Here is a 12445-nt window from a genome sequence, read left to right as displayed (position 1 = left end):
TGTCCCGAGCGGCCGCATATCCGATTCGACCGACTCGTCGGTTGATTGACTCGCTATACTAGTGCTGCTCGACGAAGGGGTTCACATGTCCACGACGCCATCCGAGACCGTCCGCGCAGAGCGCCGCCGCATGTCCCCCGACGATCGGCGCAAGCAGATCATCGACGTGACCGCCGAGGTCTTCGACCGCACGGGCTTCGCGAACACGACCATGGACAGCGTCGCGCGCGAGATCGGCATCGCGAAGCCGACCCTCTACCACTACTTCTCGAGCAAGGACGAGATCCTCCAGGCCATCCATGAGGAGTTCATCGAACAGCTCATCCACCAGCACGAGGAGCGGTCCTCCACGGGACTGCGGCCCGAGCAGCTGCTCCTCGAGGCCATGGCCGACATCCTCGAGCTCATCGGCACCCACCGCGGCCACGTGCGCGTCTTCTTCGAGCACCACCGCGACCTGCCGACCGAGGCGCGTGCCCGCATCAAGGCCCGCCGCAACGATTACGAGACCATCGTGCGCGACCTCATCCGCCAGGGCATGGCCGACGGCGTCTTCCACGAGGGCGACGTCGAGATGGCGACGATGGCGACCTTCGGCATGTGCAACTGGGCCTACCAGTGGTACCGCGACTCCGATCACCGTCGCCCGCGCGAGATCGCGTACCGCTTCTGGAGCATCCTGATGTACGGGCTCGGCAGCGAGGATGCGCGCCGCGCCCTCGACGCGGCCCGCCCCGACGCGGTGCGCTGAGCTCACCCGGAGTGGCGCGCGCGGAGCGTGCGGCGCAGGACCTTGCCGGCGGGGTTGCGCGGGAGCTGATCGAGGAACTCCACCTGGGTGGGGCACTTGTAGTGCGCGATGCGGTCGCGCGTGTAGGCGATGAGCTCGTCGGGCGTCGCCGTGGCACCGGGGCGCAGTACGACGAAGGCCTTCGGCGTCTCGACCCACTTCTCGTGGGGCACGCCGACGACGGCCACGTCGGCGACGGCCGGGTGATCGACGAGCACGTTCTCGACCTCGCCCGGGTACACGTTCTCCCCGCCCGAGACGATCATGTCCTTCAAGCGGTCGACGAGATAGAGGTATCCGTTGGCGTCGAAGTACCCGAGGTCGCCGGTGCGGAGGGTGCCGTCGGGAAGGAGCACCTCGGCGGTCTCCGCCGGCCGTCGCCAATAGCCCTGCATGCGCTGCTCGGCGTTGATCCAGACCTCTCCCACCTGCCCTGCGGGGAGCACGTGCCCGTCGTCCGGATCGTGGATCGTGATCTCGACGCCACGGCGCGGTCGCCCGCAGGTACGCAGCAGGTCGGTCTCGCCCGCGCGCACCTCGCCCTGGTGGGCGGCGCGACGGTGATCCTCGGGGCTGAACTGGGTCACCGAGCTCGTCATCTCCGTGAGCCCGTACGCCTGGATGAGGTCGGCGTCGAGCACGTCGAGCGCGGCCCGCAATCGCACGGCGGTCATCGGAGAGCCGCCGTAGACGATCGTGCGCAGGCTCGAGAGGTCGGCGTGCCGTGCGTTCTGCACCTCGACCATCGAGGTCATGAGCGTGGGCACGAGGAGCGCGTTGGTGACGCCGTCGCTCTCGATGACGTCGATGATGCGCTGCGGGTCCGCGTCCTCCTGGAGGATGAGCGTGCTGCCGCATGCGACGGAGCCGATGATCCATCCGAGCCCGCCGATGTGGAAGGCGGGGAGCGGGCACAGCAGCACCGACTCGTCGTCCATGTGCCAGTCCTCGTACCCCTTAGACAGGAGCGACCAGAGGCCGTAGTGGCCGAGCATGACCCCCTTCGGCCGCCCGGTCGTACCGGAGGTGTAGAGCAGCACGGCGGTCGACGGGTCGGCCGCATGCTCCGGCTCGGGGTCGCTCTCGGTGGCGGAGAGCCAGTCCTCGTAGCGCGTCGCGCCCTCGGCCGCGTCGTCGAGCTCGATCACGAGGGGCGATGTCGTCAGCTCGCCCGCATAGGCGGACGTGGGGCGGATGGCAGGATCCGTGATGAGCGCACGGCAGTCCGCGTCGTCGATCACGACCGCGAGCTCGTCCCCCGAGAGCCGCCAGTTGAGCACGACCGCGATCGCGCCGATCCGCGCGCAGCCGAAGAGCAGCTCGACGAGCTCGACCCGGTTCTTCATGAGGAGGGCCACGCGATCGCCCTCGCCTGCGCCCGCCGCCACGAGGGCCCGTGCGACGAGGCCCGCACGCCGCTCGAGCTCCGCGTAGTCGACGCGGCGGTCCCGCCAGCGCACGGCGTCGCGGTCGGGATGGGCGGCCGCGCTCTGTCGCAGTGCCGCATGGAAGCCGCCCTGCCCGTCGGTCAGCCAGCGGCTCACGCGTGCACTCGCATCCGCTCGCACCGTCATGGTGTCGCTCACCCTGCCACCTTCTCGGTACCGGGTTCCACCGTCTGCGTCTCGACGGGGGTCGCGGGGCCGTCGGTCGAGGGCGGACGAGTGCGCCCGGCGTCGACGACGAGCACCCGCCGGAACAGCCGTTTCACGAGCTCGACGAATCCGCCGGGCATGAGGAACATGATGAGGAGGATCGCCGCGCCGAAGATCGTCCCCGAGAGACCCGGGCTCACGTCGGCGGCGAGCTGGGGCAGCAGGTGCACGACGATCGCGCCGATGAACGCGCCCGAGACGCTGCCCAGGCCCCCGATGACGACGCCCGCCAGGAGGTAGATCGAGAGCATCACGCCGACCGACTCCGGTGCGATAAACCCCACCGTGAGCACCGTGAAGGCGCCGGAGAGCCCGGCGAGCATCCCGCTGAAGGCGAACAGCACGGTCTTCCACCGCGCGGTGTTGATGCCCTGGCTGCGTGCGACGATCTCGTTCGACTTGACGGTCGCGATCGCGAGACCGCTGTAGCCCGACACGACGCGGCTCACGAACCATGCGGCGAGGATGGCCGCGATGAGCACGATGTAGTAGATCGTCGCGTCACGGCCGAGCGGGCTCTCGGTGAGCCACGCCGCTCGCGGGACCCGGATGCCCTGCACGCCGCCGGTGAGCTCCTCGAAGCGGCGCAGCACCGGCACCGTCGAGACGGCGAGCGCGAGCGTCGCGAGGGCCAGGTAGAGGCCGCGCAGCCGCAGCGCCGGGAATCCGAGCAGGAGGCCGGCGCCGCCTGAGATGACGGCGACGGCGATGAGGCTCGGGAAGAAGTCCCAGCCGGCCGTCGTCATGAGGATGGCCGAGGTGTACCCGCCGAGCGCGATGAAGAACCCGTGTCCGAGCGACACCTGCCCGCCGTAGCCGACGAGGAGGTTGAGGCCCAGGATGCCGATCGCGAGCGCGAGGATGAGGCTCGCCTGGAAGAGCGTGAACTTGGTCAGCATGAATGGGAGGGCGAGACCGACCAGGATGACGGCCGCCACGGCGAAGCGCTGGAGCACTCGCGCCCGGGCGGGGCTGACACGGAGGGGCAGAGCGCTCATACGCGGGTGACCTCTTTCGAACCGAAAAGACCCGTCGGGCGGACGAGCAGGACCAGGAGGATGAGACCCAGCGCGAACGCGATCGTGAGATCGGAGCCGATGGCCGGGATGTACGTCGCGGCGAGGTTCTGGCACACGCCGAGCAGCACGCCCGCGATGACGGCGCCGAGCGGGCTGTCCCACCCGCCGAGCGTCGCCGCGGCGAACGAGTAGATGAGGACGCCGAACATCATGTTGGGCTCGAGGAACAGCTGAGGCGCGACCAGCACGCCCGACAGCGCGCCCATGCCGGCGGCGAGCGCCCAACCCAGGCTCAGCACGAGGCCCGTCGGGATGCCGACGAGCTTGCTCGAGAGCGGGTTGTCGACCGCCGCTCGCATCGCGAGGCCGATCTTGGTGCGCTGGAAGAGCACGAAGAGCAGCACGGTCGCCGCGAGCACGATCAGGAGCGTCCCGACCGTCGCGAGGGTGACCCGGAACGAGCCGATCTCGAGGACGCCGCCCGGGAGCGGATTCGGGAACGAGTGGATCGTGTAGCCCCAGATGGCGCCCGCGACGCTGTTGAAAACGAGGAAGAGGCCGAGCGTGACGATGACGATCGACAGCTCGTCGCGGTTCCGGAACGGCCGGATGACGAGGCGCTCAAGGGCTGCTCCCCCCGCCATCGACAACACGATCGCGATCGCGATGGCACCCCAGATCGGGATCCCAACCTGGTTGAGCTGCCACGCGATGAACGTCGAGAACATGGCCATCTCACCCTGCGCGAGGTTGATGATGCCGGTCGAGCGGAAGACGAGGACGAGGGCGAGCGCGACGGACGCGTAGATGGCGCCCGTGCCGATGCCGGAGGCGATCTGCTCGAGGAGTTGGTTCATGTCAGTACCCCAGGTAGGCGCGACGGAGGTCGGAGTTGCTGCGCAGCTCTTCGGAGCTTCCCTGCATGACGACGCGACCCGTCTCGAGGACGTACGCACGGTCGACGAAGTCGAGGGCGAGTTCGGCGTTCTGCTCGACGACGAGCACCGCCATCCCGGAGTCCGCGTGGATCTCCCGCAGGATGCGGAAGACCTCGGCGGACATCTTGGGCGCGAGGCCGAGCGAGGGCTCGTCGAGCAGGAGGAGCGATGGTCGGAGCATGAGCGCGCGTCCGATGGCGAGCATCTGCTGCTCACCGCCGCTGAGCGCCGCCGCCTTGCCCTTGGCTCGATCGCGCAGCACGGGGAAGTACCCGTACACCCGATCGATGTCATCGGCGACCCCGGGACCGCTGCGCGTGAACGCGCCCGCGCGGAGGTTCTCCTCGACGGTCAGCTGCCCGAAGGTCCCGCGCCCCTCGGCCACGTGCGCGACACCCGCGCGCACGATCTGGTGGGGGCGTCGCCCGGCGAGGTCGCGACCGCCGAAGCGGACCGCTCCGTCGAACTTGATGAGGCCGCTGATCGTGCGCAGCAGGGTGCTCTTCCCGGCGCCGTTGGCGCCCAGCACGGCGACGCGATCGCCCTCGTCGATCGACATGGCGAGGTCGTGGATGACGTTCCGCTCGCCGTAGCGGGCGTTGACGCCGTCGAGTTCGAGCAGGCTCACTTCCCATCCCCCAGGTAGGCCTCGATGACGGCCGGGTCCGCGCTCACCTCGGCGGGAGTGCCCGTTGCGAGCACCTTGCCGAAGTTGAGCACCACGATCCGATCGGAGATCGACATCACGAGGCGCATGTTGTGCTCCACGAGGAGCACCGTCAGTTCGTAGCGGTCCCGGATCTCCGAGATCGTGGCGGCGAGCTCCTCGGCCTCGGCGTGCGCCAGCCCGTTGGCGGGCTCGTCGAGCATGAGGAGGGTCGGCCGGCTCGCGATCGCCCGCGCGAGCTCGATGCGCTTGAGAGTGCCGAACGGCAGCTCCTTCGGACGCATGTGCGCGACCTCCCCCAGACCGAGGAAGTCGATGGCGTCGTCTGCGTTCTGGGCGGCCTCGCTCGAGCGTCGGTCGCTGCCGCGGAGCGCTGTCGCGAGCACGCGCGAGCCGTCGTCGACGTGCGCCCCGAGGAGGACGTTCTGACGCACCGTCAGCTCCGGCACGAGACCGACGTTCTGGAACGTGCGCGCGATGCCCGCCTGCGCGATGCGGTGGGGCGGGCGCCTCAGGAGCTCGACGCCGCCGAGCTCGACGCTCCCCGCATCCGCGGTGTACGCGCCCGTGATCACGTTGAAGAGCGTCGTCTTGCCGGCGCCGTTCGGACCGACAAGCCCGACGATCTGCCCGCGCGCGACCTCGAAGGTCACATCGTCGAGCGCTTGAAGCCCACCGAATCTGATGCTCACACCGCTCACGCCGAGCAGCGTCCCTCGCTCGCTCATACCCATTTCCGTTTCGCCGTCATTGCCGAATCCGGGTGCGGGCCGATGTCGCCATCGGCCCGCACTCAGTGATGTTCCGTTACTTGGAGAGGCTCGCCGTCTGCCCCTCGAAGTGCAGCGCCTCGCTGATGATCTTCCAGTGCTCACCCTCGAACTGCTGCAGCATCAGGGTCTCGACGGGGAAGCGGTCGTCCGCTCCCGTGTTGACCGTGCTGCCCGGGACGAGCATGGGGTGCTCCACCTTGTCCATGCTCAGGACGGCGTCCATGAGGCCCTGTCGCGTCGGCTCCTTCATGCCCTTGAGCGCTTCCACGACGGCGTAGAAGTGGTTGAAACCGTGCACGGGCATGTTCTCGCTGAGGTCCTCGACATCACTGTACGTGGACAGGATCTCCTTGTACTGCTTCATGCCCTCGTCATCGTCCCACTGCGGGTCCGCCGGATCCTTGAAGTAGAGCGCCGTGATGATGCCCTGGGCCTTCTCGACGCCGATCGGCAGGATCGTCGACGAGATGGATGCTGCGGGGCTCGCGACCACGACCGTCTGCGGGTCCCAGCTCGAGTCGTACAGGAACTGCAGCGCCTGTGCCGCGAACTTCGGTGTCGTGATGAGGTTCGCCGCGGTCGCACCGCTCGCCGCGAGGCGCGCCATCTGCGAGTCGAGGGTCGTATCGGAGGTCTCGTACGACTCCTCGGCGACGATCTCGATGTCGGTGTCCGACTGCTCGACGGCCGCCTTGAAGCCGACGAGGAAGTCCTTGCCGTAGTCGTCGTTCTGATACAGCAGCGCGACCTTGGCGTCGGGCTGGTTCTCCTCGAGGTACTGCACGTAGGCGGCCGATTCGAGCGAGTAGGCAGGCTGGAACCCGATCGACCACGGGTACACGTCCGGGGTCGCGCCCCACTTCGAGGCGCCGGTCGCCGCGAAGACGTGCGGCACATCGCTCTCGTTGAGGTAGTCGATGATCGCCGAGTTCGAGGGGGTGCCGACGACACCGGCGATCGCGAAAACGCCGTCGTTCTCGACGAGCTTGCGCACCTGCTCGAACGCCTTCGCCGGGTCGTACTGGTCGTCGGCGGTGTCGAGGATGATCTTGCGGGTCTTGCCATCGGCGCTCTTGACGCCTCCGAACTCGTCGTTCACGTAGTCCACGTAGGCCTGGGCGCCCTTGTACTGCGCGCCGTATGCGGAAAGCGCTCCCGAGAACGGGTAGGTCACGCCGATGTGGATCTCGGTGTCGGTGATACCGGGGGCGGCCTCCTCGGCCTCGTCGCCGCCGCCGCCGAGGGCGGAGCCCTGGCAACCGGTAAGCGCGAGGCTGGCGGCGGCGATGCCGCCGAGGAGGGCGGTGCGGATGCCGCGGCTGGGGCGGCGTGTCGTGCTGTGCATGGGTAAGGCTTCCTTTCGTTAGGCGTCGTCGACTAACTGGCTCGCCGGGTGGGGAACGGGAACTGCATCTGGCGGAACGCGAAGTCGTAGAGGTCGAAGAAGTCCTCCAGCTTCACGATCTGGTCGCCCTCGAACGTCGCGATGCTCACGACGTCGAGCTCGTAGGACCGACCGCTCGGCTCGCGGGTCACGCGCGGGCTGACGCGGAACGGGCCGGTGTGGTGCGCGCGGGCGATGAAGCGCATCACGACGGTGTCGGCCTCTGCCGTGAACTCCTTGTACTCGAGCTGCTCGTCCGGGAACGCCTCGGTGAGCGTGAGCATGTACGTCCGAATCGCGTCGCGACCCTCGATCCGCTGCCCCGGGCACGTGTACACCGCGTCCTCGCTGAAGTACGAGAGGTAGCCCTCGAGGTCGTGGTTGTTCCAGGCGTCGCACTGCGCCCGGGCGATGGCTTTCAGATCCGCCACGGATATCTCCCTTGATACCTTATCGACCGACTGGTTGGTCGCTTGCTACGACGATAGTGTCCGGCTCTTGCCGTGTCAATCGGCGACGATGCCGAGCTCCCTGACGTCGACAAGACGACGAGCGCTGCCGAACCGACTCGACGGTCGGCACACTCTCGGTCCCGCTCATCGACCCGTCACGACGCCAGGACGAAGTGCTCGAGCACGTGCTCCGCGATCGCGAGAGCGGAGGTCGCGGCGGGCGACGGCGCGTTGCGCAGAAGCGTCACGGATCCGACGCGGTCGACGGCGAAGTCGTCGAGCAGCGCTCCGTCACTCCCCCACGCCTGCGCCCTCACTCCCGAGGTCGTCTTCGAGGTGAGGTCCGCCATCCGCAGCTCGGGCACGAAGCGCCTCGCCTCACGGAAGTACAACGGCTTGAGCACCGACGCGGAGACCTCCCGGACGCCCATGCGCCAGTGCTGACGCGCGAGCGAGGGGGCACCGGGCCACGTCAGCGAACCCCACGTGTCGCGGAACGAGATGTCGCGCCAGCGGTAGCCCTCGCGCGCGAGCGCCGGCACGGCGTTGGGCCCGACATGGACATCGTCGTAGACACCGCGCGTGAAGTGCACCCCGAGGAACGGGAAGCGCGGATCGGGCACCGGGTAGATCATGCCGCGCACGAGGTCCTCACGCTCGGGCGCAAGCGCCCAGTACTCACCCCGGAAAGGAAGGATGCGCGGCGACGGCGACGCGCCGACGAACGCGGCGACCGCATCCGACTGCAGGCCTGCGCACACGACGACGCGATCGGCCACCAGCTCGTGAGGGCCGGCTGTGACACGCACGCGCCCGGCCTCCTCGCGGATGCCCGTGACCTCGGTGCCGAGCAGGATGCGACCTCCCGCACGACGCACGTCCGCCGCCATCGCCTCGGAGATGGTCGCGTAGTCGACCACCGCGGTCTCCGGGGAGTGGAGCCCGGCGATGCCCGCGACGTGCGGCTCGATCTCGCGCAGGCCCTCGCGGTCGAGACGCCGGAGCCCCGGAACAGCGTTCGCGACCGAGCGGCGCTCGAGCTCGTCGAGCGCCGCGAGCTCGGAGTCGTCGACCGCTACGACGAGCTTGCCCACGGGACGATACGGCAGAGCGTGCTCCTCGCAGAACTCGCGGATGAGCACCCGACCCCGCGCGCACAGCTGAGCCTTGAGTGAACCGGGCGCGTAGTAGAGCCCGGCGTGCACGACGCCCGAGTTGTGGCCGGTCTGATGGGCGGCGACGCGCGTCTCCTTCTCGACGACGACCACCTCCCCGCCCTCGCGCATCGCGAGCGCGCGCGCGATCGCGAGCCCCACGATCCCGGCGCCGACGACGACGGTGCGCTCGCTCACGAGGTCGTCCATCCGCCGTCGACCATGAGGAGCTGCCCCGTCGTATACGCCGAGGCGTCCGAGGCGAGGAACACCGTCGGCCCCACGAGGTCCTCCGGCACGCCGAACCTCCCCATGGGGATGCGCGCGCGCATCCGCTCCGACCGCTCCGGGTCGTCGAGCAGCTCGGCGGTGAGACGCGTGCGGATGTAGCCGGGGCCGACCGCGTTGACGCGGATGCCCCTGCCCGACCACTCGAGACTCAGGCTGCGAACGATCCCCATGAGACCCGACTTCGCGGCCGAGTAGGCCGCGATGTTCGGCAAGCCGAGCACGCTCGAGATGGATGCGATGAAGATGTGGCTCCCCGCACGCCCGGCCTCGAGCTGGCGGGCTCCGACAGCCTGGCTCAGCAGGAACGGCGCCGTGAGGTCGAGCTCGAGCACCCGGCGCCAGTCGTCGGCGGCGAAGGCCTCCGCAGGCGCGCGATGCTGCACCCCCGCGGCGTGGACGACGATGTCGACCACTCCCCCGAGCGACTCCTCGGCGCGCGTCGCGAGGGCCTCCGGCGCGCCGGGCTCGGCGAGATCCGTCACGAGGGCGTGCGACGCGCCACCCATCACGGCGACGGTCTCGGCCAGCTCATGATCGCTCCGTGCCGCGACCGCCACTCGTGCGCCCGCCTCCGCGAGGCCGAGCGCCAGGGCGCGGCCGATACCGCGCCCCGCGCCGGTGACGAGGGCGCGGCGGCCCTCCAGAGAGAAGAGAGGGCCCATCAGCTCGTCCTGATCGCCGCGGTCTTGACGCGGGAGTAGAAGGCGAGGGCCTCGGTGCCCTGCTCCTTGAAGGGAGAGCCCGAGTCCTTGAAGCCGCCGAAGGGGTGGTGGACGTCCCATCCGCTCGTCGGCTGGTTCACCGACACCTGACCGGTGTCGACGCCGTGGACGAACGCGAACGCGTTGCCCAGGTCGCGCGTGAAGACGGCGCTCGAGAGACCGTAGGCGGAGGCGTTGACCGCGTCGATCGCCTCCTCGACCGTGTCGACCACGAGCATCGCGAGCACGGGGCCGAAGACCTCGTCGCGCCAGATGGAGGAGTCGGGCGCGACCTGGAGCAGGGCGGGGGCGACGTACGCCCCGCCCGACGACTCGACAGCGGCGATGGATCCCCGGGCGACGACGTCCGCGCCCTCCTCGAGGGCGCGCTCCACGGCCGACCGGATCTCGTCGCGAGCGCGGTGGCTCACGACGGGGCCCATGGTGGTCGCGTCGTCCGCGCCGGGCCCGACGGCGATCGCATCGACCGCCGCGGCCAGACGAGAACGCAGCTCATCTGCCACACCCCGCTGGACGATGAGCCGGCTCGTCGCCGTGCAGCGCTGGCCGGCCTGAGCGAAGGCGCCCGCGCCGATCGCCGCGACGGCGATGTCGAGGTCCGCGTCGTCGAGGACGACGGCCGCGTTCTTGCCGCCCATCTCGGTCTGCAGTCGCACGCCGCTGCCCGCGACGGTGCGCTGCAGCCGCCGTCCGACCTCCGTCGATCCCGTGAACGAGATCGCCGCGATGGCGGCATCGGTCGCGAGCGCGTCGCCGATGTCGGCCCCGCGCCCCGTGACCGTCCCGAGCACCCCCGCGGGGAGACCCGCCTCGTGCAGCAGCGCGGCGAGGCGCAACGCGATGAGCGGCGTCTCCGTCGCGGGCTTGAGGACGACGGCGTTGCCCGAGAGCAGCGCCGGGGCGAGCTTGCGCGCGGGGGTGAGCAGGGGGTCGTTCCACGGCGTGATGAGGACCACGACGCCGACCGGCTCATGGAGCACGGCGGCGAACGTGCCGGTGCGCGCGTCGGGCACGAGCGAGCCGACGGGCCCGCGCGCAAGCCCTCCGTAGTACTCGAAGAACTCAGCCGCCTTGCCGACCTCGCCCGTCGCCTCGGCGCGCGTCTTGCCCATCTCGCGCACGATCGTGTCCACGAGCTCCCCTGCGTCGCGGCGAATGAGCGCGGCGGCGTCGAGCAGGACGCGGCCGCGCGCGAGCGGGTCGACGGCCTTCCAGGTGCGGGCACCCGCGCGCGCCGCCTCGAAGACGGCGGGCAGGTCGTCGGCGGTCATGGCCGGCACACGGCCTACGAGAGCACCCTCCGTCGAGGGGTCGACGACGTCGATGAGACCGCCCTCCCGGGCGTCGACGAACGCGCCGCCGACGAGGTTGCGCAGCACGGCCGCGCTCATCGGGCCACCGCCACGGCGCCGAACGCCGCATCCAGGTCGCCGCCGCGCATCGCGCGGACGAGCACGTCGAGGTCCTCCACGTCGAGCGGCTGCGGGTTCGTCGGCCTCGGGTACTCGGTCACGCAGCGCTCTGCGATCCCTCGCTCGGCTCCCTCCGGGATGCCGGCGTCGTCGAGCGTCACGGGCAGGCCCAGACGTGCGGCGAGCTCGAAGACCTCCTGGGCGGCATCCCGCAGATCGACGGAGCGTCCCGCGGTGAGGGCGGAGGCGAGGTCGGCCGCGATCTCCGGGTCGAGATTGCGGTTGTACGCGAGGCAGTAGGGCAGCGCGAGCGCGCACGACGTGCCGTGAGGCATCGGGTGCTCGTACGCGAGGCAGTACGCGAGCGAGTGGCCCACGACGACGCCCGCGTTGAGCGCCTGACCCGCCAGATGCGACGCCCACAGACAGCGTGCGCGCGCTTCGGCGTGGCCCGCGGCGGCGTCCTCGAGGTTGGCCACGAGCAGCTCGATCGCCCGCAGTGCGTGATGCGCCGAGAGCGGCGAGCGCTGGGTCGACATGAGCGACTCCACGGCGTGGGCGAGGGCGTCCATACCGGTGGATGCCACGACGCCCGCGGGGAGCGACGCCACGAGATCGGGGTCGATGATGACCGCCCGCGGGATGTACAGGGGCGAGGAGGATGCGCGCTTCACGCCCCGCACGGTGAGCATCGCGATGCGCGTCGCCTCCGAGCCCGTTCCGCTCGTCGTCGGCACGAGCAGAAGCGGCGCGACCCCCTGCGACGGCGACACCGAACCGACCCAGTCCGCGGCCGAACCGTCGTTGCGGATCAGGAGGGCGAGGATCTTCGAGGAGTCGAGCACCGAGCCGCCGCCGATGCCCACGACGGCGACGGCGCCCACGCGGCGCGCGCGCTCGGCGATCGCATCGATGACGTCGTCGGTCGGCTCGCTGCCGAATCCGCCCTCCACCGCGACGCTGTAGCCGGCTTCCTTCAGCCCGTCCACGAGGGCGTCGGTGAGTCCCGCGTTCGCCACGATGTCATCGACGGCGACGAGTACCGCGCCCTCCCGGATGCCGAGGTGGTCCGCGAGGACGGCCGCGGCCCGGGCAGAGGCGCCGCGGCCCGCGACCACGACCGCAGGGCTCAGGAAATCAGTCGCCGCAGTGGTGGGCCACCACGCGTGCGCGGTCATCGGGGATCCT

Annotated in this window: 12 protein-coding genes; 1 reads left to right on the top strand and 11 read right to left on the bottom strand. The window is 70.1% G+C overall.

From position 1 onward, the window contains the following. The first annotated feature begins 85 nt into the window (after positions 1-85). On the top strand, positions 86-751 hold the full coding sequence (locus H4J02_RS04675) for a TetR/AcrR family transcriptional regulator (RefSeq protein WP_187675943.1): 666 nt from the start codon (positions 86-88) through the stop codon (positions 749-751). A 2-nt stretch (positions 752-753) separates the two neighbouring features. Here H4J02_RS04675 and H4J02_RS04670 read toward each other — a convergent pair whose 3' ends face one another. The 11 genes from H4J02_RS04670 to H4J02_RS04620 all read right to left on the bottom strand — a co-directional run bounded on the left by H4J02_RS04670 (position 754) and on the right by H4J02_RS04620 (position 12435). After that, positions 754-2376: a long-chain-fatty-acid--CoA ligase gene (locus H4J02_RS04670; RefSeq protein WP_187675942.1), complete on the bottom strand. Its 1623-nt coding sequence runs from the start codon at positions 2374-2376 to the stop codon at positions 754-756. Then, the gene (locus tag H4J02_RS04665) at positions 2373-3443 is read right to left on the bottom strand and encodes a branched-chain amino acid ABC transporter permease (protein ID WP_187675941.1); all 1071 of its coding nucleotides are present in this window, start codon (positions 3441-3443) and stop codon (positions 2373-2375) included. The genes H4J02_RS04670 and H4J02_RS04665 overlap by 4 nt, the downstream gene beginning before the upstream one ends. Then, the gene (locus tag H4J02_RS04660; RefSeq protein ID WP_187675940.1) at positions 3440-4321 is read right to left on the bottom strand and encodes a branched-chain amino acid ABC transporter permease; all 882 of its coding nucleotides are present in this window, start codon (positions 4319-4321) and stop codon (positions 3440-3442) included. The genes H4J02_RS04665 and H4J02_RS04660 overlap by 4 nt, the downstream gene beginning before the upstream one ends. 1 nt (position 4322) lies before the next feature. Next, a complete protein-coding gene (locus tag H4J02_RS04655; protein WP_222942212.1) occupies positions 4323-5030 on the bottom strand; it encodes an ABC transporter ATP-binding protein in 708 nt (235 codons plus the stop codon). After that, positions 5027-5797 (bottom strand): ABC transporter ATP-binding protein, encoded by a 771-nt coding sequence (locus H4J02_RS04650; protein WP_222942211.1) that lies wholly within the window; start codon positions 5795-5797, stop codon positions 5027-5029. Before H4J02_RS04650 ends, H4J02_RS04655 begins: the two co-directional genes overlap by 4 nt. A 79-nt stretch (positions 5798-5876) precedes the next feature. Next, a complete protein-coding gene (locus H4J02_RS04645) occupies positions 5877-7187 on the bottom strand; it encodes an ABC transporter substrate-binding protein (RefSeq protein ID WP_187675938.1) in 1311 nt (436 codons plus the stop codon). Between the two features lie 32 nt (positions 7188-7219). Next, on the bottom strand, positions 7220-7657 hold the full coding sequence (locus H4J02_RS04640) for a nuclear transport factor 2 family protein (RefSeq protein ID WP_187675937.1): 438 nt from the start codon (positions 7655-7657) through the stop codon (positions 7220-7222). Positions 7658-7833: 176 nt separating this feature from the next. Then, positions 7834-9042 (bottom strand): L-2-hydroxyglutarate oxidase, encoded by a 1209-nt coding sequence (gene lhgO, locus H4J02_RS04635; RefSeq protein WP_187675936.1) that lies wholly within the window; start codon positions 9040-9042, stop codon positions 7834-7836. After that, positions 9027-9785 carry an SDR family oxidoreductase gene (locus H4J02_RS04630; RefSeq protein ID WP_187675935.1) on the bottom strand — a complete coding sequence of 253 codons (759 nt, stop codon included), beginning with the start codon at positions 9783-9785 and terminating at the stop codon, positions 9027-9029. Before H4J02_RS04630 ends, lhgO begins: the two co-directional genes overlap by 16 nt. Further along, on the bottom strand, positions 9785-11236 hold the full coding sequence (locus H4J02_RS04625) for an aldehyde dehydrogenase (RefSeq protein WP_187675934.1): 1452 nt from the start codon (positions 11234-11236) through the stop codon (positions 9785-9787). Before H4J02_RS04625 ends, H4J02_RS04630 begins: the two co-directional genes overlap by 1 nt. Further along, positions 11233-12435 (bottom strand): iron-containing alcohol dehydrogenase family protein, encoded by a 1203-nt coding sequence (locus tag H4J02_RS04620; protein WP_187675933.1) that lies wholly within the window; start codon positions 12433-12435, stop codon positions 11233-11235. The genes H4J02_RS04625 and H4J02_RS04620 overlap by 4 nt, the downstream gene beginning before the upstream one ends. Positions 12436-12445: the final 10 nt, after the last annotated feature.

This window comes from Protaetiibacter sp. SSC-01, from assembly GCF_014483895.1.
Classification (GTDB): Bacteria; Actinomycetota; Actinomycetes; order Actinomycetales; family Microbacteriaceae; genus Homoserinibacter.
The sequence above is the reverse complement of the archived record's forward strand: the minus strand, read 5'-3'. Positions and strand labels throughout refer to the sequence as shown.